Genomic DNA, 24,632 nt, shown 5'->3' with positions numbered 1-24,632 from the left:
GTCTCACACTTAATTCCACCATAAAAATCCGTTTTAGACTAATTTCCACTTTGGTTGGGCAAGTGGAAGTTACTTTGAGAAATTAGCCAGTCTTTTTCGTTTTATGATCAATTTGTAAACGATTTACAATTTAAGGCAAATTATGGTAAAATAGTTTCATGAGTAAAATGTATTATGCAGAAAATCCTGACGCTGCTCACGACATTCATGAGTTGAGAGTGGACTTGTTGGGACAAAAAATGACCTTTTTGACGGATGCGGGGGTTTTTAGCAAGAAAATGGTTGACTTTGGCAGTCAACTTTTGCTCAAGTGTCTAGAGGTCAACCAAGGCGAGACTGTCCTTGATGTAGGCTGTGGTTATGGGCCTTTGGGCTTGTCCTTGGCTAAGGCTTTTGGAGTTCAGGCGACCATGGTCGATATCAATAATCGTGCCTTGGATTTGGCGCGACAAAATGCTGAACGAAATAAAGTAGAAGCGACGATTTTCCAGTCCAACATCTATGAACAAGTTGAAGGCACATTTGACCATGTCATTTCAAATCCTCCTATCCGTGCGGGCAAGCAAGTGGTTCATGAAATCATTGAGAAAAGTAAAGATTTCTTGGAAACTGGTGGAGATTTAACAATCGTTATCCAGAAAAAACAAGGGGCTCCAAGCGCCAAGTCAAAGATGGAGGAAGTGTTTGGCAATTGTGAAATCGTCAAAAAAGATAAGGGATATTATATCCTTAGAAGTGTGAAAGAATGAGAGCAGTTGATTTAATCCAAAAAAAACGAGATGGTCAAGAACTGACTTCGAGTGAAATTGAATGGCTAGTTGAAGGCTATGTGTCAGGAACTGTCCCTGATTATCAGATGTCTGCCTTTGCTATGGCTGTTTATTTCAAAGGAATGACGACTCGAGAAATATCTGATTTGACCATGAAAATGGTTCAGACAGGGCAAGAGTTTGATTTATCAGCTATTGATGGGGTTAAGGTTGACAAGCATTCTACGGGTGGTGTTGGTGACAAGGTGACCTTGATTTTAGCTCCTTTAGTAGCGAGTTTTGGAGTTCCAGTCGCGAAAATGAGTGGTCGTGGTCTCGGCCATACGGGTGGAACGATTGATAAATTAGAATCAATCAAGGGCTATCAAGTAGAACGTAGTCAAGAGGATTTCATTCATCAAGTTCAGGATATTGGTGTATCTGTCATTGGGCAATCAGACCAGCTGGTCAAAGCGGATAAGCTTCTCTATGCCCTTCGTGATGTGACCGCAACTGTTGACACGATTCCTTTGATTGCGAGTTCGGTGATGAGCAAGAAAATTGCGGCAGGGGCTGATGCTATTTTGCTAGACGTGACTGTCGGTGAGGGTGCCTTCATGAAGACAGTTGATGAGGCGCGAGAATTGGCTCAAACCATGGTGGAACTTGGTAAGGCAGTTGGTAGAAAAACGGTAGCAGTCATTACGGATATGAGCCAGCCTTTAGGGCGTGCTATTGGAAATCGTCTGGAGATCCTTGAAGCACTGGAGATTTTACAAAATCAAGGCCGTCAGGATATTACCCACTTCATCTGTGAATTGGCTCAAATTATGCTTGGCTTGGCAAATGTAAATAAAACAGTTGAAGAAGTTCGCCAACATCTTGAAAATGGTAAGGCACTGGCTAAGTTTGAGGAAATGGTCCAAGCCCAAGGAGGTGACTTGGAAGACCTCTACCGTCCTGTCACTGTGGATCATGTGGTGGAAATCCCTGCCCAGGAAACGGGTATTATCTCAGCTCTCCCAGCAATGGAATTTGGGCTTTATGCCATGAGACTGGGTGCAGGCCGTGCAGTCAAGTCTGATGCCTTAGACTATGAAACAGGAATTGTTTTTGAAAAGAAAGTTGGAGATTCCGTTCAAAAGGGAGAAATTGTTGCAAAAGTATACACAAATGGAAAAATTTCTCCTCAGCTAGTTACAGATTTTCAAAAATATGTTAAAATAAATGATAGCGTGCAAAGTTTACGAGAAATTATAGAAATAATCTCATAAACTGCAGGAGAATCCGAATATGAAATTAAATAAATATATCGATCATACACTTTTGAAACAAGATGCGACAGAAAATCAAATTGATTGTTTGTTGTCTGAAGCTAGAGAGTATGATTTTGCCAGTGTTTGCGTTAATCCGACCTGGGTTGAACATGCTAAAAAAGGGCTTGAAGACACAGATGTCAAGGTCTGTACAGTAGTAGGTTTCCCCTTAGGAGCAACAACTTCAGCCGTGAAAGCATTTGAAACAAAAGAAGCTATCCAACATGGTGCAGATGAGATTGATATGGTGATCAATGTCGGTGCCCTCAAATCAGGTAATCTTGATTTGGTTGAGTCTGATATTCGAGCAGTTGTAGAAGCAAGTGGTGATAAGTTGGTTAAAGTCATCATTGAAGCTTGCTTATTGACAGACCAAGAAAAAATTTTGGCTTGTCAATTAGCCCAAAAAGCGGGAGCTGATTTTGTTAAAACATCTACTGGCTTTTCAACTGGTGGCGCTACGATAGCAGATGTTAGATTAATGCGTGAAACAGTTGGACCTGATATGGGAGTCAAGGCTGCTGGTGGCGCTCGTTCTTATGCAGATGCTCTTGCCTTTGTGGAAGCAGGTGCGACCCGTATTGGAACGTCAGCTGGGGTAGCAATTCTAAAAGGAGAATTGGCAGATGGCAACTACTGAGTTGATTGAACTAGCAATTGAAACCAGCAAGAAAGCCTATGTACCCTATTCTCACTTTCCAGTCAGTGCTGTTCTAGTGGCAAAAGATGGTAGTATTTATACAGGTGTCAATATCGAGAATGCTAGTTATTCTTTGACCAACTGTGGAGAACGTACAGCAATTTTTAAAGCAGTTTCCGAAGGCAAAAGAGAGTTTTCAGAATTGATTGTCTATGGACAGACTGAAAAACCAATCTCACCATGTGGTGCTTGTCGCCAAGTGATGGCTGAATTTTTTGAACAAGATCTAAAAGTGACCTTAGTCGCAAAAGATAAATCGACGGTCGAGATGACGGTCGGGGAATTACTTCCATATTCTTTTACAGACTTAAACTAGTCTGAGTCGCTCTCTGAGTGGCACGGTCCTTGTGGCCAACCAATCCATACTTGCAACATCGTTGCACATCTTATTTAGGAGGTTCAGTAATGAACAAGAAACAATGGCTAGGCCTTGGTCTAGTTGCAGTGGCAGCAGTTGGACTTGCTGCATGTGGTAACCGCTCTTCTCGTAAGGCAGCTTCATCTTCTGATGTGAAGACAAAAGCAGCTATCGTCACTGATACTGGTGGTGTTGATGATAAATCATTCAACCAATCAGCTTGGGAAGGTTTGCAAGACTGGGGTAAAGAACACAATCTTTCAAAAGATAAAGGTTTCACTTACTTCCAATCAACAAGTGAAGCTGACTATGCTAACAACTTGCAACAAGCGGCTGGAAGTTACAACCTAATCTTCGGTGTTGGTTTTGCCCTTCACAATGCGGTTGAAGAAGCAGCAAAAGACCACTCTGACTTGAACTATGTCTTGATTGATGATGTGATTAAAGATCAAAAGAATGTTGCTAGCGTAACATTTGCTGATAACGAAGCTGCTTACCTTGCAGGTGTTGCAGCGGCTAAAACAACTAAAACAAAACAAGTTGGTTTTGTAGGTGGTATTGAGTCTGAAGTTATCTCACGTTTTGCAGCTGGATTTAAAGCTGGTGTTGAGTCAGTAGACCCATCTATCAAAGTTCAAGTTGACTACGCTGGTTCATTTGGTGATGCTGCTAAAGGTAAAACAATTGCAGCAGCACAATACGCAGCTGGTGCAGACGTTGTTTACCAGGCAGCAGGTGGAACAGGTGCTGGTGTCTTTGCAGAAGCAAAATCACTCAACGAGAGCCGTCCTGAAAGTGAAAAAGTTTGGGTTATCGGTGTTGACCGTGACCAAGAGGCAGAAGGTAAATACACTTCTAAAGATGGTAAAGAATCAAACTTTGTTCTTGTATCTACTTTGAAACAAGTTGGTACAACTGTAAAAGATATTGCTAACAAGGCAGAAAAAGGTGAATTCCCTGGCGGTCAAGTGATCGTTTACTCATTGAAAGATAAAGGGGTTGACTTGGCAGTAACAAACCTTTCAGAAGAAGGTAAAAAAGCTGTCGAAGCTGCAAAAGCTAAAATCCTTGATGGAAGCGTAAAAGTTCCTGAAAAATAATGGATGGAAGTCATTTCTTAGGAAGCGGCCCTCGGCCGCTTTTTTAAGAGTTGAGACAAAGTCATTTTGTCTCAGTAAAGCTTGCTACTAGACAAACTAGCAAGTTTTATTGAAATAAAATAAGACTCTGAAAGGAAGAGCATATGGCACACGAAAATGTCATTGAGATGCGTGATATTACCAAGGTGTTTGGTGAATTTGTTGCCAACGACAAAATCAACTTGCACCTACGAAAAGGTGAAATTCATGCACTTTTAGGAGAAAATGGGGCTGGAAAGTCCACGCTCATGAACATGTTAGCAGGGCTTCTTGAACCAACCAGTGGTGAAATTGTGGTCAACGGTCAAGTTGTCAACCTCGATTCACCATCTAAAGCAGCTAGCTTGGGAATCGGAATGGTTCACCAGCACTTTATGTTGGTAGAAGCCTTCACAGTTGCTGAAAACATTATTTTAGGTAGTGAATTAACTAAAAATGGTGTATTAGATATCGCTGGAGCTAGCAAAGAAATCAAGGCTCTTTCTGAACGTTATGGCTTAGCTGTTGATCCTTCTGCCAAGGTGGCAGATATCTCAGTTGGAGCCCAACAACGTGTAGAAATTTTAAAAACCCTTTATCGAGGGGCTGATATCCTTATCTTTGACGAACCAACGGCTGTTTTGACTCCATCAGAAATTGATGAGTTGATGGCTATTATGAAAAATCTTGTCAAAGAAGGGAAATCAATTATCTTGATCACCCATAAGTTGGACGAGATTCGCGCAGTTTCTGATCGTGTTACAGTTATCCGTCGTGGGAAATCAATTGAAACCGTCGAAATTGCAGGAGCTACCAATGCTGATTTAGCAGAAATGATGGTAGGACGTTCTGTTTCCTTTAAAACAGAGAAGCAAGTCTCCCAACCAAAAGAAGTTGTCTTAGCTATTAAAGATTTGGTGGTCAATGAAAACCGCGGTGTCCCAGCTGTGAAAAATCTGTCCTTGGATGTTCGTGCGGGAGAGATTGTTGGTATTGCGGGGATTGATGGAAATGGTCAGTCTGAACTGATTCAAGCAATCACAGGCCTTCGCAAGGTTGAATCTGGTAGCATTGAGCTAAAAGGAGATTCAATTGTAGGTTTGCACCCACGTCAGATTACAGAGTTGAGTGTTGGGCACGTTCCAGAAGACCGTCACCGTGATGGTTTGATTTTGGAAATGATGATCTCTGAAAATATTGCCCTTCAAACCTACTACAAAGAACCACATAGTAAAAATGGAATTTTGAACTATTCAAATATTACTTCTTATGCTAAAAAGCTAATGGAAGAATTTGATGTTCGTGCTGCTAGTGAGTTTGTTCCAGCAGCGGCTCTTTCAGGAGGAAATCAACAAAAAGCAATTATTGCTCGTGAAATTGATCGAGATCCTGATCTCCTTATCGTCAGCCAGCCAACTCGTGGTTTGGATGTCGGTGCCATTGAATATATCCACAAACGCTTGATTGAAGAGCGTGATAATGGGAAGGCTGTCCTTGTTGTCAGCTTTGAATTAGATGAGATTTTAAACGTCTCAGACCGTATTGCCGTTATCCACGATGGTAAGATTCAAGGTATTGTATCACCAGAAACAACCAATAAACAAGAACTTGGTGTCTTGATGGCTGGTGGAAACTTGGGAAAGGAGAAGAGTGATGTCTAAAAAATTACAACAAATTTCGGTTCCCTTGATTTCTGTCTTCCTTGGAATTTTACTTGGAGCCATTGTCATGTGGATCTTCGGCTATGATGCTATTTGGGGCTACGAAGAATTGTTCTATACAGCCTTTGGCAGTCTGCGTGGAATTGGAGAAATCTTCCGTGCTATGGGACCTTTGGTCTTGATTGGTCTTGGTTTTGCCGTTGCTAGTCGTGCAGGTTTCTTTAACGTCGGGCTTCCTGGTCAGGCCTTGGCTGGTTGGATTCTCAGTGGTTGGTTTGCCTTGTCGCATCCAGATATGCCACGTCCCTTGATGATTCTAGCAACCATCGTGATTGCCTTGATTGCTGGTGGGATTGTCGGAGCGATTCCAGGTATTCTTAGAGCCTATCTAGGGACGTCAGAGGTTATCGTAACCATTATGATGAACTACATTGTCTTGTATGTAGGGAATGCCTTTATCCATGCTTTCCCTAAAGACTTCATGCAAAGTACAGATTCGACCATTCGTGTTGGGGCTAATGCAACCTATCAGACACCTTGGTTGGCTGAGTTGACTGGTAACTCACGGATGAATATTGGTATTTTCTTTGCCATCATTGCCGTTGCAGTTATTTGGTTCATGCTCAAGAAAACAACCCTTGGTTTTGAAATCCGTGCGGTTGGTCTTAATTCACATGCTTCAGAATATGCTGGTATTTCTGCAAAAAGAACGATTATCCTCTCAATGATTATTTCAGGTGCCTTGGCAGGTCTTGGTGGAGCTGTTGAAGGACTTGGAACCTTCCAGAACGTCTATGTTCAAGGGGCATCATTAGCTGTCGGGTTTAACGGGATGGCAGTTAGTCTACTTGCGGCCAACTCACCAATTGGTATTCTATTTGCAGCCTTCTTATTTGGTGTTCTCCAAGTTGGAGCTCCTGGTATGAATGCGGCGCAGGTACCGTCTGAGCTTGTCAGCATTGTAACAGCGTCTATTATCTTCTTTGTCAGTGTTCATTACCTTATTGAACGCTTTGTCAAACCGAAAAAACAAGTTAAAGGAGGTAAGTAAAGATGTCTATTACAACCTTGCTCACCCTCTTGGTGTCTTCTATGCTGATTTACTCAGCGCCCCTCATCTTTACAAGTATCGGTGGTGTTTTCTCTGAACGTGGTGGTGTGGTAAACGTCGGTCTTGAAGGAATTATGGTTATGGGTGCCTTTTCTGGAGTTGTCTTTAACCTTGAATTTGCAGAACAATTTGGAGCAGCAACTCCATGGCTATCCTTGCTTGTAGCAGGATTGGTTGGAGGCCTCTTCTCTATCATCCACGCAGCAGCGACGGTTCATTTCCGTGCAGACCATGTTGTCAGCGGTACGGTATTGAACTTGATGGCGCCAGCCTTGGCTGTTTTCTTGGTGAAAGTTCTTTATAACAAAGGACAAACCGACAACTTAAGTCAAACTTTTGGACGCTTTGACTTCCCAGTCTTGGCAAATATCCCAGTGATTGGTGATATCTTCTTCAAGTCAACTAGTCTTCTTGGTTACTTGGCGATTGCCTTCTCTTTCCTTGCTTGGTTTATCCTCTTCAAGACTCGATTTGGTCTTCGTCTCCGCTCTGTCGGTGAACATCCTCAAGCAGCTGATACCTTGGGAATCAATGTCTACAAGATGAGATATTTTGGAGTCATTATTTCAGGTTTCCTAGGTGGAATTGGCGGAGCGATTTATGCTCAATCCATCTCAGTTAACTTCTCAGTGACAACTATTGTTGGACCTGGATTTATCGCCCTTGCTGCGATGATTTTTGGGAAATGGAATCCAATCGGAGCCATGCTATCTAGTCTCTTCTTTGGACTTTCACAAAGTTTGGCTGTTATCGGATCTCAATTGCCATTCCTACAAGGAGTGCCTGCGGTTTATCTTCAAATCGCACCTTATGTTTTGACAATTCTTGTCTTGGCAGCCTTCTTTGGAAAAGCAGTTGCACCAAAAGCAGATGGTATCAACTATATCAAATCAAAATAAGCATACAAAAAACGTCAGTTCAGAATGAACTGGCGTTTTATTTTTTAGGATGTTGGTGGGTTAGGTTCAATCCCCAAGGGACAAGATTTTCAGTTTTATTTTTGATACGAGCGATATTGTCCTTATGACGAATGATAATCAAACTAGCAAGAGCTAGGATAATAGCGATGAATAGAGGGTCATAGTTGCTCAGGATAAAACCAAAAAGTGGAAAGAGTAGAACTCCGATGACAGCCGCGATAGATGCTGTGACACTAGATAGCGAAATCATACTACCAAGATAGAGGGTTCCAAAGAAAACAACCGCAAGGTAGAGGCAGAAGACAGGCGCAAATCCGAAAACCACTCCAGCACTGGTTGCGACAGCCTTACCACCCTTAAATCCTGCAAAGATAGGGAAGGTATGGCCAATAACAGCCAAAAGTCCAAAGATGAGAGGCGAAAAGCCTTGTAGATGAAACATAATCGGAAGAAGCGTTGCTAGGGTTCCTTTGAAAAAGTCAATGACAAAGGTTGCCATACCAGCTTTCTTACCTAAAATGCGGAAGGTATTGGTCGTTCCAGTGTTACCAGAACCATGCTCTCGCAGATTGATTTGAAAGAAAACTTGTCCAATCCAGAGACCAGACGGAATCGAACCAAGCAGATAGGCTAGGATTAATAAAACTATTGTAATCATACTCCTATTATATCATGAAATGGAGAAGAAAGGCAGAGAATCTCTTCTGAAATTGTCACAGCGGAGAAAGAAAAATTTTGCAAAATCCTTGGAAAACTTGTAGAATAGTAAAGATGAACGAATAGGAGGTTCCTTGTGTCAAAAAAGGAAATCAATATTAACAATTATAATGATGATGCCATTCAGGTGCTAGAAGGGTTGGATGCGGTCCGTAAACGTCCAGGAATGTATATCGGATCGACCGATGGTGCTGGTCTCCACCACCTAGTCTGGGAAATCGTCGATAATGCGGTCGATGAAGCCCTGTCTGGGTTTGGCGATCGTATTGATGTGACCATTAATAAAGATGGAAGTTTAACGGTTCAAGACCACGGACGTGGAATGCCAACTGGTATGCACGCGATGGGAATTCCAACTGTTGAGGTTATCTTTACCATTCTTCATGCAGGAGGGAAATTCGGTCAAGGAGGCTACAAGACATCAGGTGGACTTCACGGGGTGGGGTCTTCCGTTGTTAATGCCCTTTCTAGCTGGCTAGAAGTTGAAATCACTCGTGATGGTGCAATCTACAAGCAACGTTTTGAAAATGGTGGAAAACCTGTCACGACTCTGAAGAAAATCGGTACAGCACCCAAGTCTAAAACAGGTACCAAGGTTACTTTTATGCCTGATGCGACGATCTTCTCTACGACAGATTTCAAGTACAATACCATCTCAGAGCGTCTTAATGAATCAGCCTTTCTCTTGAAAAATGTGACCTTGTCTTTGACGGACGAGCGAACAGATGAAGCGATCGAGTTTCACTATGAAAATGGGGTGCAGGACTTTGTTTCTTATCTGAACGAAGACAAGGAGACCTTAACGCCAGTTCTTTACTTTGAAGGTGAAGACAATGGTTTCCAAGTGGAAGTAGCTCTCCAGTACAATGATGGTTTTTCAGATAATATTTTGTCCTTTGTCAATAACGTTCGTACCAAGGATGGTGGAACGCATGAGACTGGACTTAAGTCTGCCATTACCAAGGTTATGAACGACTACGCGCGTAAGACAGGTCTTCTCAAGGAAAAAGATAAAAACCTTGAAGGGTCAGACTATCGTGAGGGGCTAGCGGCTGTCCTCTCTATTCTAGTCCCTGAAGAACATTTGCAGTTTGAGGGTCAGACCAAGGACAAACTAGGAAGTCCACTAGCTCGCCCAGTTGTGGATGGAATTGTGGCGGATAAGTTGACCTTCTTCCTTATGGAAAATGGCGAACTGGCTTCTAACCTTATCCGCAAGGCTATCAAGGCCCGTGATGCACGCGAAGCGGCGCGTAAAGCACGTGATGAAAGCCGCAATGGTAAGAAAAATAAAAAAGAAAAGGGCTTGCTGTCTGGTAAATTAACCCCAGCCCAGTCTAAGAATCCTGCTAAGAATGAACTCTATCTCGTCGAGGGCGACTCTGCCGGTGGCTCTGCCAAACAAGGTCGTGACCGTAAATTTCAGGCTATCCTACCTCTTCGTGGTAAGGTTATCAATACAGCCAAGGCCAAGATGGCGGATATCCTCAAAAATGAGGAAATCAACACCATGATTTATACCATCGGTGCAGGTGTCGGAGCAGACTTCTCCCTTGAAGATGCCAACTATGATAAGATCATTATCATGACCGATGCGGATACCGATGGTGCCCATATCCAGACCTTGCTTTTGACATTTTTCTATCGTTACATGCGTCCGCTAGTTGAGGCAGGACACGTTTATATCGCTCTCCCTCCTCTTTACAAGATGTCAAAAGGTAAAGGCAAGAAAGAAGAAGTGGCTTATGCTTGGACGGACGGTGAACTAGAAGAACTCCGCAAACAGTTCGGTAAAGGTGCTACACTCCAACGTTATAAAGGTCTTGGTGAGATGAATGCGGATCAACTCTGGGAAACAACTATGAACCCAGAAACGCGTACTCTCATACGTGTTACTATTGAAGATCTAGCTCGCGCCGAACGTCGTGTCAATGTTCTCATGGGAGATAAGGTCGAACCACGCCGTAAATGGATTGAAGATAATGTCAAGTTTACGCTGGAAGAAGCGACAGTGTTTTAAGTCACTTTTTAATGAATGGGTATCAACATGAGAACTGAAGCAGAAATGCTTGATGTAATTTTAAAGACTGCCGAAACCTTACAAGTAGAAGCTGTGGCCATGTCTGGTTCACGGACAAACCAAAAGACTTCAAAAGACGAGTTTCAAGATTATGATGTAGTCTATGTTGTAGAGAATCTGGACGAGCTGATTACAGATTTATCTTGGTTGGACCGGTTTGGCAAACGCATTATTGAGCAAGAAGTCACCCTTGGTCACCGTCGTCTTTATCTCATGCTCTTTGAAGATGGAAATCGAATTGATCTAACCCTCTGTCCAAAACAACAAATTCAAGAGTGGGTGGATAGTGAGGCAGGATTCACTGTTTTAGAAGATTCAGAACATTTATTTGAACCCTATTCTCCAAATCTAGAGCGTTTCTGGATACATCCAGCTAATGAGACAGATTTTAAAAATTCCTACAATGAATTTTGGTGGGTATCATCTTACGTGGTTAAAGGGATTTGTCGCAAGCAAGTCATCTACGCGATAGACCATCTCTACGGGATTTGCCAACAAGAACTCTTGAAGGTCTTGGCTTGGCAGGTCGCAAGTGATAGGGGAGCGGTTGACATCGGTAAAAATTGCAAGTATCTCTTTAATTATTTACCTACTGAGAAAGAGAAGGAATTCTCAAGTCTACTTGATTTCGCAAGTTTAGATAAAATCATTCAGTCTTTGTTTGCTACGATGCAACTTTTCCACCAAGAAGCTCACTCCCTTGCTCAAAAAATGGGCTTTGACTACGATAAGGAAGTGGCTGAGAAGATGATTGAGTATGCTGAGGAAAGAGTGAAGAAGTTTGGGAATAACTGGAAAAATGAAAAAGCGAGAGGAGAAGACTCATGATTGAAAAAGTGGAACGCCTCATTACAGAGATTAATCGTATTCATCTAGAATATTCTAAAGATTATTTTGAAACGGGTAAGGTAGAAAAAATCAATCTCAAGCATACCTTTTCAAAAGTTCCGACGAAAGCGATTCTGGCCTACCGTCTGAACTTACATGAGTCAATTAATGACTATCTGATGAAAGCAGATGTTCAAGATATTGCCTATGTTTATCGTGTCAAAACTTCTGAGTCTATTTTAGATAAAATTACACGTTTTTCAGAGCGTCAAGAGGGCTATCCTGTGAATTCTATTCTTAATGATATTTTTGGTGCTCGTATGATTTTAAGTTCCAAAGAAATAGCGCAAGTCATGGAGAAATTAGATTATTGGCAAGAGAATTACGGACTAAAAAATTGGTATTTACGTGATAAAGATGGCTATGTAGGTATTCATATCTATTTTAAAAATAAAAGTAATTTTTACTACCCATGGGAACTCCAACTTTGGGATAGGAAAGATGTAGATAGCAATATCGCCAGCCATATCAAGTATAAACGAGGATTTGTGAAGTAGACATTTCAAGTGGAAATGACGATACAGGAATTGGGTGAAACTCACTTACTCTATATTTTTTTCTTATTCCATAATATTTACTCTCCATTCTTCGAAAGGAGTTGAACACGCCCTAAATGCTGTGTGAAATTCCTTAATACTAATCTAATCAATAAATTTTAAACACTTTAAACTACAGAAAGGATTGTTTGGTTCCTTAAGGTAACTGAACATGGGACTAATTCCCGTAAAATATCTTTTACTGCATAAAAATCTACTCTACATTCTTTGAAAGGAGTTGAACACGCCCTAAATGATGCGTGAAAAAGATAAATTCTCTGCTGAGCTTTCTTACTTCAAGAATTTTCTATTTTCACTTGGTATTTTACGGGCTCTGTATCCTATATGAGTAACATTCAAAATATGTCCCTAGAGGATATCATGGGAGAGCGCTTTGGTCGCTATTCCAAATACATTATTCAAGACCGGGCTTTGCCAGATATTCGTGATGGATTGAAGCCGGTTCAGCGTCGCATTCTTTATTCTATGAATAAGGATGGCAATACCTTTGACAAGAGCTACCGCAAGTCGGCCAAGTCTGTCGGTAATATCATGGGGAATTTTCACCCACACGGTGACAGTTCTATCTATGATGCCATGGTTCGTATGTCACAGGACTGGAAAAATCGTGAGATTCTAGTTGAAATGCACGGTAATAACGGTTCTATGGACGGAGATCCGCCTGCGGCTATGCGTTATACCGAGGCACGTTTGTCAGAGATTGCTGGTTATCTCCTTCAGGATATCGAGAAAAAGACCGTTCCTTTTGCTTGGAACTTTGACGACACGGAGAAAGAGCCAACTGTCTTACCAGCAGCCTTTCCGAATCTATTGGTTAATGGTTCTACTGGTATTTCGGCTGGTTATGCCACAGATATTCCACCTCATAATTTGGCTGAGGTCATTGATGCGGCGGTTTACATGATTGACCACCCAACTGCAAAGGTTGATAAACTCATGGAATTCTTGCCGGGACCAGATTTTCCGACTGGAGGAATCATTCAGGGTCGTGATGAAATCAAGAAGGCTTACGAAACTGGTAAGGGGCGCGTAGTTGTTCGTTCCAAGACTGAGATTGAAAAGCTAAAAGGTGGTAAGGAACAAATTGTTATCACTGAGATTCCTTATGAAATCAACAAGGCCAATCTAGTCAAGAAAATCGATGATGTTCGTGTCAATAACAAGGTGGCTGGTATTGCTGAGGTTCGCGATGAGTCTGACCGTGACGGTCTTCGAATCGCTATTGAGCTCAAAAAAGACGCTAATACGGAGCTGGTTCTCAACTATCTTTTCAAATACACGGACCTGCAAATCAACTACAACTTTAACATGGTGGCGATTGACAATTTCACTCCTCGTCAGGTTGGGATCGTTCCAATCTTGTCTAGCTACATCGCCCACCGTCGCGAAGTGATTTTGGCGCGTTCACGCTTTGACAAGGAAAAGGCTGAGAAACGTCTCCATATTGTCGAAGGTTTGATTCGAGTGATTTCGATTTTGGACGAAGTCATTGCGCTTATCCGTGCTTCTGAGAATAAGGCGGACGCCAAGGAAAATCTCAAGATTAGCTATGATTTTACGGAAGAACAGGCTGAGGCCATCGTTACCTTGCAACTGTACCGTTTGACCAATACCGATGTGGTTGTCTTGCAGGAAGAAGAAGCAGAACTTCGTGAAAAGATTGCCATGCTTGCGGCTATTATCGGTGATGAGCGGACCATGTACAATCTCATGAAGAAAGAGCTTCGTGAGGTCAAGAAGAAATTTGCGACTCCACGTTTGAGTAGCTTAGAAGACACTGCGAAAGTAATCGAAATTGATACAGCTAGTCTGATTGCCGAGGAAGATACCTACGTCAGTGTGACCAAGGCAGGTTACATCAAGCGTACCAGCCCACGTTCCTTTGCCGCTTCAACGCTGGAAGAAATTGGCAAACGTGATGACGACCGTTTGATTTTTGTTCAATCTGCCAAGACAACCCAGCATCTTTTGATGTTCACGACGCTTGGAAATGTCATTTATCGACCAATTCATGAATTGGCAGACATTCGTTGGAAGGATATCGGGGAACATCTGAGCCAAACCATTACAAACTTTGAAACGAACGAAGAAATCCTTTATGTGGAAGTAGTGGATCAGTTTGATGATGCGACAACCTACTTTGCGGCGACTCGTTTCGGTCAAATCAAGCGTGTAGAACGCAAAGAATTCTCTCCATGGCGGACCTATAAATCTAAGTCTGTAAAGTATGCTAAGCTCAAAGACGAGACAGACCAGATTGTAGCAGTGGCTCCGATTAAACTGGATGATGTTCTCTTGATTAGCCAAAATGGTTATGCCCTTCGTTTCAATATCGAAGAGGTACCAGTTGTCGGTGCTAAGGCTGCAGGTGTCAAAGCTATGAACCTGAAAGCAGATGATGTTCTCCAATCCGCCTTTATCTGTAACACCTCATCCTTCTACCTCTTGACCCAACGTGGAAGTTTGAAACGTGTTTCTATTGACGAAATTCCGGCAACAAGTCGTGCCAAACGTGGCTTACAAGTCTTGCGTGAGTTAAAAAACAAACCGCATCGTGTCTTCTTGGCAGGAGCGGTTGCAGAACAAGGCTTCGTTGGTGACCTCTTCAGTACAGAAGTGGAAGAGAACGACCAAACTCTGCTTGTTCAATCCAACAAAGGAACAATCTACGAAAGTCGATTGCAAGACTTGAACCTGTCAGAACGCACAAGCAACGGCAGCTTCATCTCTGACACAATTTCAGATGAAGAAGTTTTTGATGCTTATCTTCAGGAAGCTTATACAGAATTTGAATCTAAGAAATGATAAACAACAATGAAAAGCTTTTCATTGAGAAAATTATCAAACTATATATTTTAAGCGTTAAATTTGATTATATATACAAAAACGAACAGTGCTACTGCCCAACTGATAGGGACTTGAGCCTGCTCGTTTTCTTGTTTTTAGTGGTATAGACCGCTTGAGTATTTAAATATGAAGTTGTTAATATAGTGATATCTATACAAGTTTAGCTAATAAAAAATAATAATTTTTTAGGAAAACGATTGCATATATAATATTTTTATGTTATACTCTTATTGTTTCAAGAAAGCGCGTTCGAGAAATAATTCGTTCAAATATATAGGAGTTTTGTATGTCTCAAAACAAACAAGATAAAGGATTTCGTTTTTCTATTCGTAAACGTAGCGTTGGAGTATGTGGTGTTGCCATTGCAACATTTTTGCTAGGTTCTGGCCTTGTATTTCAAACAAATGTAGTAAAAGCAACAGAACCAAGCGTTGCTGCAGTTGCTGGTGAAAATATTGCTGCTCATAAGTCTGCAAGTCAGAGTTCGACTGCTTATGAAGGGGAGGCTTCTAGAGCAGTTGACGGTAATCGTGATAATGCCTGGAACAATCGTTCAGTTACTCATACAGATTTTCAAGATCATTCTTGGTGGAAAGTTGATCTAGCAAAAGAAGAAGGTGTGGGAACTGTTCGTATTTACAATCGTGGAGATGGGGATGTAGCAAATCGTTTATCTAATTTTGATGTTATTTTGTTAGATAAAGATGGTAAGGAAGTAACTCGTCAACATGTCGATAGCTTAAACAATCAACCAACAATTGATGTTCAATTCTCAGGAGTTAATGCACGATATGTAAAAATTGAATTAAATAAATCTAAAACTCCTCTTAGTTTGGCAGAAGTTGAAGTATATCGTGCTGTAACAGAAAACCAAGTTAAAACAGAAAGCAAAGCAAAAACAGACTTTACTGCAGAACTAAATAACTATTTATTTGGTTTAAATTACGATAAACTAAATATTTTAACTAGAAAAGGCGAAGCATTAGAAAATTACACTAATACAAGCACAAAACAACAAGGAAATGAATTTGTGGTTGTAGAAAAAGTGAAGAAAAACCTTTCTAATGGCTCTGCAGATGTTGCCATTAATGGTAACGGAGATATCTTCCTAGGTGCTTTGTTTAAAGCAAATCAAGACCTCCTAGAAAATAAACCACAACAAATTAGTTTAGATCGTAGCAAAGGTAGAATTAGTGTTGATTTACCAGGAATGGTAGGCGGAGATAGCTATGTAGATGCTAATCCAACTGTAAGTGGTATGCAGGAAGGTGTGAATACCTTGTTAAATCTTTGGCATGAAAAATATGCTGCGAAAAATCCTGCTCCAGCACGTATGCAGTACGAATCAACTTCTGCTTACAGCATGAATCAATTGAAAGCAAAATTCGGAAGTGATTTTGAAAAAGTCGGTGTTAATTTGAAAATTGACTTTGAAGCTGTAAACAAGGGTGAAAAACAAGTTGAAGTTGTTGATTTTAAACAAATTTACTATACTGCTAACTTTGATGCTCCAAAAAATCCATCAGATGTATTTGCCCCAGGAGTAACGGTTGATCAATTGAAAGCACGTGGAATTGATGACAAAACACCTCCTGTATACGTGTCAAGCGTTTCATACGGACGTCAAATGTATGTCAAATTTGAAACAACAAGCAAGAGTACAGAGTTGAAAGCAGCGATCAATGCTGTTATCAAAGGAGTGCCTATTAAACCAGAATCTGAGTGGGCACGTGTCTTGAAGAATACAACTGTAACAGTTTCAATCGTAGGTGGAAATGCTGATGGCGCTGCACGTGTTGTGACAGGTACAGTAGAAGATTTGAAGAAATTGATTCAAGAAGGAGCTACTTTCAGTACACAAAACCCTGCTGTTCCAATTTCTTATAAGACTGCATTCTTGAAAGATAATCAAGTAGCTACAATTCAAAGTAATACAGACTACATTGAAACTAAAGTGACTTCATACAAAAATGGTTATCTCAATTTACAGCATAAGGGAGCTTATATCGCTCGTTACTATGTTTACTGGGATGAAGTAACTTATGATAAGGATGGAATTGAAAGCATTCGCTCACGTCAATGGGAAGATAATGGTAAAAACAGAACAGCTGGCTTCCAAACTGAACTTCAATTTAAAGGAAATGTACGTAACATACGCGTGAAGATTCAAGAAAAAACAGGTCTTGTTTGGGAACCGTGGCGTACAGTTTATAATCGCACAGACCTTCCTCTTGTTCAAAAACGTACCATTGTTAACTCAGGTACAACACTAAGACCAAAATACGATGAAAAAGTTGAAAATAACTAATTTTTCACTTGTAAAAGGAATCAGTTCTAAGAGCTGGTTCTTTTTATTGAAGAAATTTTCTGAAAATTACAAAATATACTTGCTATTTTAGAAAAAAAGTGTAGAATATAAGAAATAGGTTTTTAGAATAAGGAGTGGAATATGACAGTAACGATTGATTGGGAGAACCTTGGTTTCTCCTATATGAAATTACCTTATCGCTATATTGCCCATTTTAAAAATGGACAATGGAATCAAGGAGAGTTGACAGAAGATGCAACCTTGCATATTTCAGAGTCTTCTCCAAGTCTCCACTATGGACAACAAGCATTTGAAGGTTTGAAAGCTTATCGTACTAAGGATGGCAGTATTCAACTGTTCCGTCCTGATGAAAATGCCAAACGTCTGCAACGTACTTGTGATCGTCTCTTGATGCCACAAGTTCCGACAGACATGTTTGTAGAAGCTTGTAAGGCAGTTGTCCGCGCGAATGAAGAATACGTACCACCATATGGAACAGGTGGAACCCTTTATCTTCGTCCACTTTTGATTGGTGTTGGAGATATTATCGGGGTTAAACCAGCAGAGGAATATATTTTCACCATCTTTGCTATGCCAGTTGGAAATTACTTTAAGGGTGGTTTGGTTCCAACCAACTTCTTGATTCAGGATGAATACGACCGTGCGGCTCCAAATGGTACAGGTGCGGCTAAGGTTGGTGGGAACTATGCTGCCAGTCTCTTGCCAGGAAAATTGGCCAAGTCACGTCATTTTTCAGATGTTATCTATCTAGACCCATCAACTCATACAAAGATTGAAGAAGTCGGATCAGCTAACTTCTTTGGAATTACAGCTGACAATGAGTTTGTAACACCATTGAGTCCATCTATCTTGCCATCTATTACCAAGTATTCCTTGCTTTATTTGGCAGAACATCGCTTGGGCTTAACTCCTATTGAGGGTGATGTCCCAATTGATAAGCTTGACCGTTTTGTAGAGGCAGGTGCCTGTGGTACAGCAGCAGTGATTTCCCCAATTGGTGGTATTCAACATGGTGATGATTTCCATGTATTCTATAGTGAAACAGAAGTAGGTCCTGTGACTCGTAAATTATATGATGAATTGACAGGAATTCAGTTTGGTGATATTGAAGCGCCAGAAGGTTGGATTGTAAAAGTAGATTAAAATTAACTAAAGGAGATTTTTTATGAAATCGAAAAAGTGGCTCTTAACAGCAGGAGTGGTCCTGAGCACAACAGCTCTTTTAGTGGCTTGTGGAAAAGCTGATAAAGAAGCAGATGCACCGACAACATTTTCATATGTCTATGCAGTAGATCCAGCATCTTTGGATTATAGTATAGCGACTCGTACATCTACAACAGATGTCATCGGGAACGTGGTTGATGGCTTGATGGAAAACGACCAATACGGAAATGTTATCCCTTCCTTGGCTGAAGATTGGTCTGTGTCTAAAGATGGTTTGACTTATACCTATAAACTTCGTAAAGGAGTTAAATGGTACACTTCAGAAGGTGAAGAATACGCAGAAGTAACAGCCCATGACTTTGTAACAGGACTAAAACACGTAGCTGACGGCAAGTCAGACGGTGTCTCTCTCATCCAAAATTCAATCAAGGGATTGGATGCCTACATGACTGGTGAGACGAATGATTTCTCTACAGTTGGTGTCAAAGCTTTGGACGATTACACAGTTGAATATACCCTAAACAAACCTGAAAGCTTCTGGAACTCTAAAGTCACAACAGCAACGATGTTGCCTGTAAATGAAGAGTTTTTGAAGGCGTCAGGTAAAGATTATGGAGCAGTTACTCCAGCAGGGATTCTTTACAATGGTCCTTATATCTTGAAGACCTTGACTTCTAAATCGTTGATCGAATACGAGAAAAATCCAAACTACTGGGATAAAGAAAAGGTAAAAATCGAGAAGATTAAATTGACCTACTACGATGGTTCTGATCAGGAATCGTTGATTCGTAGTTTCTCTTCAGGTGCTTATACGACAGCCCGTCTCTTCCCAAGTAGCTCAAACTTTGCTTCAACTTTGGAACAATACGGAGATAAAATTACTTATAGCCCACAGGACTCAAGTAGCTATTACTTCACCTTTAACGTAAATCGTCAGTCATACAATAAAACTGCGAAAACAAGTGAAGAACAAAAGACTTCTACAAAAGAAGCTATGCTGAATAAGGACTTCCGTCAGGCTATCAACTTTGCCTTCAACCGCCATTCTTATGCTGCCCAGCTAAATGGTGAAGACGGTGCGGATAAGATTATTCGTAACAGTCTCGTTCCTGATAACTTTGTACAAGCAGGTGGTAAGAACTTTGGTCACATCGCTCAAGCTGAGTTGGTGAACTATGGTGATCAATGGAAAGGTGTTGAGCTAGTCGATGGTAAGGATTCTATCTACAACACTGACAAGGCTAAAGCAGCCTTTGAAAAAGCTAAGAAAGACTTGGAATCTAAAGGGGTAAACTTCCCAATTCACTTGGATGTCCCAGTTGAACAAACAGATACCATCGCCGTTCAACAAAGCAACTCTTTCAAACAGTCTATCGAATCAACTCTTGGTGCTGAAAATGTTGTCATCGATGTTCTTCAAATGACAGATAATGAAAAGGAAACTATCACTTCTCAAGCGCGTGTTCCTTCTCAAAAAGACTATGATTTGAACAGTACAGGATGGGCTCCAAGTTATCAAGACCCAGCCTCTTACTTGAATATCATGGATCCTAAATCAGGTTCTGCTATGAAACACCTTGGTATCACTAAAGGAAAAGATAAGGATGTTGTAGCTAAACTTGGTTTGGACCAATATAAGAAATTATTGGATGATGCAGATTCAGAAACTACAAATCTTGAAGAACGCTATGAAAAATATGCCAAGGCTCAAGCTTGGTTGACAGATAGTTCATTATTGATGCCAACAGCCTCATCTGGTGGTTCTCCAGTTGTAAGTAATGTCGTACCATTCTCAAAACCATACTCACAAGTTGGTATTAAGGGTGACCCATATATCTTTAAAGGAATGAAATTGCAAAAAGATATTGTTACAACAAAAGAATATGAAGAAGCACTGAAAAAATGGCAAAAAGAAAAATTGGAATCAAACGGTAAGTACCAAAAAGAACTAGAAAAACACATTAAATAAAGCATAAAACTCTATATCAGACAAGCCTGATATAGAGTTTTTTCTTGCTAGTTTTAGGATTTTCTTGTAAAATAGAAAAAGTGAAGAGAGGTATGAAATGAGTAAGAAAGATAAAAAAATCGAAATTCAAGTAGCAGATGCCGAAGTTAATGTAGGAAAAGACAGTTTTGAAGGCTATACCTTGACCATTGGTAAAAAAGTTATCGGAGAAATTGCCGAATTAGATGGACAATTTGCCATCATAAAGAATGGGAATGTCGATAGTTTTTATAAAAAATTGGAAAAAGCTGTGGAAATTTTGATTGAAAATTATAATTTAGCAAAATAAGTCTTGTTTTTTTGAAATTTTCATGATATAATAGTCCATGTTGATTGTAGGAGAGATAGCGAAGAGGCTAAACGCGGCGGACTGTAAATCCGCTCCTTCGGGTTCGGGGGTTCGAATCCCTCTCTCTCCATTTCATCAATGGGGTATAGCCAAGCGGTAAGGCAAGGGACTTTGACTCCCTCATGCGTTGGTTCGAATCCAGCTACCCCAGTTCTTAGGTAATAATCAAGATAAAAAGCAAAATATCTTAGGGTATTTTATTTTTATAATTGAAAGACGTGAACGATATGAACATGTCCTTGCGGGTGCTTAGGAAAAAAATTATAAGTATGTCAAGTTTAAGAAAAACTTGATTGTTGGAGGATTTTTTAGATGAACGAATTTGAAGATTTGCTAAATAGCGTTAGCCAAGTTGAGACTGGTGATGTTGTTAGTGCTGAAGTATTGACAGTTGATGCGACTCAAGCTAACGTTGCAATCTCTGGAACTGGTGTTGAAGGTGTCTTGACTCTTCGCGAATTGACAAACGATCGCGATGCAGATATCAATGACTTTGTTAAAGTAGGAGAAGTATTGGATGTTCTTGTACTTCGTCAAGTAGTTGGTAAAGATACTGATACAGTTACATACCTTGTATCTAAAAAACGCCTTGAAGCTCGCAAAGCATGGGACAAACTTGTAGGACGCGAAGAAGAAGTTGTTACTGTTAAAGGAACTCGTGCCGTTAAAGGTGGACTTTCAGTAGAATTTGAAGGTGTTCGTGGATTTATCCCAGCTTCAATGTTGGATACTCGTTTCGTACGTAACACTGAGCGTTTCGTAGGTCAAGAATTTGATGCCAAAATCAAAGAAGTTGATCCTAAAGAGAACCGCTTCATCCTTTCACGTCGTGAAGTTGTTGAAGCAGCTACTGCAGCAGCTCGTGCTGAAGTATTCGGTAAATTGGCTGTTGGTGATGTAGTAACTGGTAAAGTTGCTCGTATCACAAGCTTCGGTGCTTTCATCGACCTTGGTGGTGTTGACGGATTGGTTCACTTGACTGAGTTGTCACACGAACGTAACGTTTCACCTAAATCAGTTGTAACTGTTGGTGAAGAAATCGAAGTGAAGATCCTTGATCTTAACGAAGAAGAAGGACGCGTATCACTTTCACTTAAAGCAACAACACCTGGACCATGGGATGGCGTTGAGCAAAAATTGGCTAAAGGTGATGTAGTAGAAGGAACAGTTAAACGTTTGACTGACTTCGGTGCATTTGTTGAGGTATTGCCAGGTATCGATGGACTTGTTCACGTATCACAAATTTCACACAAACGTATCGAAAATCCAAAAGAAGCTCTTACTGTTGGTCAAGAAGTTACTGTTAAAGTCCTTGATGTTAACGCTGACGCAGAACGTGTATCACTTTCTATCAAAGCTCTTGAAGAACGTCCAGCTCAAGAAGAAGGACAAAAAGAAGAAAAACGTGCTGCTCGTCCACGTCGTCCAAAACGTCAAGAAAAACGTGATTTCGAACTTCCAGAAACACAAACAGGATTCTCAATGGCTGACTTGTTCGGTGATATCGAACTTTAATCAAATTGAAAATTCACAAAATCCTTTGTTTACTAAACAAGGGATTTTTCTTTTGTCTGTAAGCCTTTTTTGATATAATAGTCCTATGTTAGAATCAGAAAAACAATCACGTTATCAAATGTTAAATGAAGAGCTCTCTTTTTTATTGGATGGTGAAACCAATGTTTTGGCTAATCTTTCCAACGCCAGTGCTCTTCTAAAATCACGCTTACCTAATACCGTATTTGCAGGCTTTTATCTGTTCGATGGAAAGGAATTGGTTCTAGGTCCTTTCCAAGGAGGTGTTTCCTGCATACGTATTGCACTGGGAAAAGGTGTTTGTGGGGAGGCAGCTCATTTTCAGGAAACTGTTCTGGTTGGTGATGTAACAACTTATCCCAACTATATTTCTTGTGATAGTCGAGCTAAAAGTGAAATTGTTGTGCCGATGATAAAGAATGGTCAATTACTTGGAGTTCTGGATCTGGATTCTTCAGAGCTTGATGATTATGATGCTATGGATCGAGATTATTTGAAACAATTTGTCGCTATTTTGCTTGAAAAGACAGAATGGGACTTTACAATGTTTGGGGAGAAAGCCTAATGTATCAAGCACTTTATCGAAAATATAGAAGTCAAAACTTCTCCCAGTTGGTTGGACAGGAAGTTGTGGCTAAGACTCTTAAACAAGCAGTGGAGCAAGAGAAAATAAGTCACGCTTATCTTTTTTCTGGTCCTCGTGGAACGGGAAAAACCAGTGTGGCTAAGATTTTTGCCAAGGCTATGAACTGTCCCAATCAAGTGGGTGGTGAACCTTGCAATAACTGCTATATTTGTCAAGCAGTGACGGATGGTAGTTTAGAAGATGTCATCGAAATGGATGCGGCCTCTAATAATGGGGTTGATGAAATTCGTGAAATCCGTGATAAATCTACCTATGCTCCTAGTCTTGCCCGTTATAAGGTTTATATCATAGACGAGGTTCATATGCTGTCTACAGGGGCTTTTAATGCTCTCCTAAAGACGCTGGAAGAGCCAACACAGAATGTGGTCTTTATTTTAGCTACTACTGAATTGCACAAGATTCCTGCCACTATTCTATCCCGTGTCCAACGTTTTGAGTTTAAATCAATTAAGACACAGGATATTAAGGAACATATCCACTATATCTTAGAAAAGGAAAATATCAGTTCTGAACCAGAAGCTGTGGAAATCATTGCTAGACGAGCTGAAGGTGGGATGCGGGACGCCTTGTCTATTTTGGATCAAGCCCTGAGTTTGACACAGGGAAACGAGCTGACGACTGCCATCTCTGAAGAAATTACTGGCACAATTAGTCTATCAGCCTTGGATGATTATGTGGCTGCCTTGTCTCAACAGGATGTTCCCAAGGCTTTGTCTTGCTTGAATCTTCTTTTTGACAATGGTAAGAGCATGACTCGTTTTGTGACCGACCTTTTGCACTATTTAAGAGATTTGTTAATTGTTCAAACAGGGGGAGAAAACACTCATCATAGTCCAGTTTTTGTAGAAAATTTGGGTCTTCCTCAGGAAAATCTGTTTGAAATGATTCGCTTGGCGACAGTCAGTTTAGCAGATATTAAGTCTAGTTTGCAGCCTAAGATTTATGCTGAGATGATGACTATCCGTTTGGCAGAGATTAAGCCTGAACCAGCTCTTTCTGGGGAAGTTGAACATGAAATTGATTCGCTGAGACAGGAAGTTGCCCGTCTCAAACAAGAACTCGCAAATGTGGGAACTGTACCCAAGCCAACCAGTCCAGCTCCAAGTCGCCCAGTAGTAGGCAAGACAGTCTATCGTGTGGATCGTAATAAAGTTCAATCTATCTTACAAGAGGCCGTTGAAAATCCTGATTTAGCACGTCAAAATCTGATTCGCTTACAGAATGCCTGGGGAGAGGTGATTGAAAGTCTAGGAGGTCCTGATAAGGCTCTGCTAGTTGGTTCTCAACCGGTTGCAGCCAATGAGCACCATGCTATTCTTGCTTTTGAGTCTAACTTTAATGCTGGTCAAACCATGAAACGGGACAATCTCAATACCATGTTTGGCAACATCCTCAGTCAGGCAGCAGGTTTTTCACCTGAGATTTTAGCTATTTCCATGGAGGAATGGAAAGAAGTTCGCGCAGCCTTTTCAGCCAAAGCCAAATCTTCTCAAACTGAAAAAGAAGCAGAAGAAAGTCTGATTCCAGAAGGATTTGAATTTTTGGCTGATAAAGTGAAGGTAGAGGAAGACTAAAGAAAGA

20 protein-coding genes and 2 tRNA genes are annotated in these 24,632 nt (G+C 40.8%); 21 read left to right on the top strand and 1 reads right to left on the bottom strand.

Features of this window, described 5'->3' with window-relative positions:
• Nucleotides 1–158: 158 nt before the first annotated feature.
• The 8 genes from FQT24_RS03965 (at nt 159) to FQT24_RS03930 (ending at nt 7,912) form a co-directional block, all read left to right on the top strand.
• The gene (locus tag FQT24_RS03965) at nt 159–749 is read left to right on the top strand and encodes a class I SAM-dependent methyltransferase (RefSeq protein ID WP_143952234.1); all 591 of its coding nucleotides are present in this window, start codon (nt 159–161) and stop codon (nt 747–749) included.
• Nucleotides 746–2,023 (top strand): pyrimidine-nucleoside phosphorylase, encoded by a 1,278-nt coding sequence (locus FQT24_RS03960; protein ID WP_143952233.1) that lies wholly within the window; start codon nt 746–748, stop codon nt 2,021–2,023. The genes FQT24_RS03965 and FQT24_RS03960 overlap by 4 nt, the downstream gene beginning before the upstream one ends.
• A gap of 19 nt (nt 2,024–2,042) precedes the next feature.
• The gene (gene deoC, locus FQT24_RS03955; protein ID WP_143952232.1) at nt 2,043–2,705 is read left to right on the top strand and encodes a deoxyribose-phosphate aldolase; all 663 of its coding nucleotides are present in this window, start codon (nt 2,043–2,045) and stop codon (nt 2,703–2,705) included.
• Nucleotides 2,692–3,081: a cytidine deaminase gene (locus FQT24_RS03950; protein WP_143952231.1), complete on the top strand. Its 390-nt coding sequence runs from the start codon at nt 2,692–2,694 to the stop codon at nt 3,079–3,081. The genes deoC and FQT24_RS03950 overlap by 14 nt, the downstream gene beginning before the upstream one ends.
• 89 nt (nt 3,082–3,170) lie before the next feature.
• A complete protein-coding gene (locus tag FQT24_RS03945; protein WP_143952230.1) occupies nt 3,171–4,223 on the top strand; it encodes a BMP family lipoprotein in 1,053 nt (350 codons plus the stop codon).
• 143 nt (nt 4,224–4,366) lie between these two features.
• Complete coding sequence (locus FQT24_RS03940; RefSeq protein WP_143952229.1) at nt 4,367–5,902, top strand: ABC transporter ATP-binding protein; 1,536 nt, start codon at nt 4,367–4,369, stop codon at nt 5,900–5,902.
• Nucleotides 5,895–6,953, top strand: coding sequence for an ABC transporter permease (locus tag FQT24_RS03935; protein WP_023946477.1), 1,059 nt, complete (start codon nt 5,895–5,897; stop codon nt 6,951–6,953). Before FQT24_RS03940 ends, FQT24_RS03935 begins: the two co-directional genes overlap by 8 nt.
• A gap of 2 nt (nt 6,954–6,955) precedes the next feature.
• Nucleotides 6,956–7,912: an ABC transporter permease gene (locus tag FQT24_RS03930; protein ID WP_055387421.1), complete on the top strand. Its 957-nt coding sequence runs from the start codon at nt 6,956–6,958 to the stop codon at nt 7,910–7,912.
• A gap of 37 nt (nt 7,913–7,949) precedes the next feature.
• Here FQT24_RS03930 and plsY read toward each other — a convergent pair whose 3' ends face one another.
• A complete protein-coding gene (gene plsY / locus FQT24_RS03925) occupies nt 7,950–8,591 on the bottom strand; it encodes a glycerol-3-phosphate 1-O-acyltransferase PlsY (protein WP_143952228.1) in 642 nt (213 codons plus the stop codon).
• A gap of 135 nt (nt 8,592–8,726) precedes the next feature.
• Here plsY and parE point away from each other — a divergent pair, with 135 nt between their 5' ends.
• The 13 genes from parE (at nt 8,727) to dnaX (ending at nt 24,625) form a co-directional block, all read left to right on the top strand.
• Nucleotides 8,727–10,670, top strand: coding sequence for a DNA topoisomerase IV subunit B (parE, locus tag FQT24_RS03920; protein WP_143952227.1), 1,944 nt, complete (start codon nt 8,727–8,729; stop codon nt 10,668–10,670).
• Between the two features lie 27 nt (nt 10,671–10,697).
• Nucleotides 10,698–11,558: an aminoglycoside 6-adenylyltransferase gene (locus FQT24_RS03915; RefSeq protein ID WP_143952226.1), complete on the top strand. Its 861-nt coding sequence runs from the start codon at nt 10,698–10,700 to the stop codon at nt 11,556–11,558.
• Nucleotides 11,555–12,115: a nucleotidyltransferase family protein gene (locus FQT24_RS03910; protein WP_143952225.1), complete on the top strand. Its 561-nt coding sequence runs from the start codon at nt 11,555–11,557 to the stop codon at nt 12,113–12,115. The genes FQT24_RS03915 and FQT24_RS03910 overlap by 4 nt, the downstream gene beginning before the upstream one ends.
• Nucleotides 12,116–12,499: 384 nt before the next feature.
• Nucleotides 12,500–14,980, top strand: coding sequence for a DNA topoisomerase IV subunit A (gene parC, locus FQT24_RS03905; RefSeq protein ID WP_143952224.1), 2,481 nt, complete (start codon nt 12,500–12,502; stop codon nt 14,978–14,980).
• Nucleotides 14,981–15,308: 328 nt separating this feature from the next.
• Nucleotides 15,309–17,330 carry a thiol-activated cytolysin family protein gene (locus FQT24_RS03900; protein ID WP_143952223.1) on the top strand — a complete coding sequence of 674 codons (2,022 nt, stop codon included), beginning with the start codon at nt 15,309–15,311 and terminating at the stop codon, nt 17,328–17,330.
• A 141-nt stretch (nt 17,331–17,471) separates the two neighbouring features.
• On the top strand, nt 17,472–18,494 hold the full coding sequence (locus FQT24_RS03895; protein WP_143952222.1) for a branched-chain amino acid aminotransferase: 1,023 nt from the start codon (nt 17,472–17,474) through the stop codon (nt 18,492–18,494).
• A gap of 22 nt (nt 18,495–18,516) precedes the next feature.
• Nucleotides 18,517–20,484, top strand: coding sequence for a peptide ABC transporter substrate-binding protein (locus FQT24_RS03890; RefSeq protein WP_143952221.1), 1,968 nt, complete (start codon nt 18,517–18,519; stop codon nt 20,482–20,484).
• 97 nt (nt 20,485–20,581) lie between these two features.
• The gene (locus FQT24_RS03885) at nt 20,582–20,812 is read left to right on the top strand and encodes a DUF2969 domain-containing protein (protein WP_143952220.1); all 231 of its coding nucleotides are present in this window, start codon (nt 20,582–20,584) and stop codon (nt 20,810–20,812) included.
• A 49-nt stretch (nt 20,813–20,861) separates the two neighbouring features.
• Nucleotides 20,862–20,942, top strand: a tRNA-Tyr gene (locus FQT24_RS03880).
• A gap of 9 nt (nt 20,943–20,951) precedes the next feature.
• A tRNA-Gln gene (locus FQT24_RS03875) sits at nt 20,952–21,023 on the top strand.
• A gap of 161 nt (nt 21,024–21,184) precedes the next feature.
• Nucleotides 21,185–22,387, top strand: coding sequence for a 30S ribosomal protein S1 (gene rpsA, locus FQT24_RS03870; protein ID WP_143952219.1), 1,203 nt, complete (start codon nt 21,185–21,187; stop codon nt 22,385–22,387).
• A gap of 85 nt (nt 22,388–22,472) precedes the next feature.
• The gene (locus FQT24_RS03865) at nt 22,473–22,970 is read left to right on the top strand and encodes a GAF domain-containing protein (RefSeq protein ID WP_143952218.1); all 498 of its coding nucleotides are present in this window, start codon (nt 22,473–22,475) and stop codon (nt 22,968–22,970) included.
• Nucleotides 22,970–24,625, top strand: coding sequence for a DNA polymerase III subunit gamma/tau (dnaX, locus tag FQT24_RS03860; RefSeq protein ID WP_143952217.1), 1,656 nt, complete (start codon nt 22,970–22,972; stop codon nt 24,623–24,625). Before FQT24_RS03865 ends, dnaX begins: the two co-directional genes overlap by 1 nt.
• Nucleotides 24,626–24,632: the final 7 nt, after the last annotated feature.

Source organism: Streptococcus mitis (genome assembly GCF_901542415.1).
Taxonomy (GTDB): Bacteria; Bacillota; Bacilli; order Lactobacillales; family Streptococcaceae; genus Streptococcus; species Streptococcus mitis_BL.
Note: the sequence above shows the minus strand (reverse complement) of the source record. Positions and strands in the feature narration are given on the sequence as shown.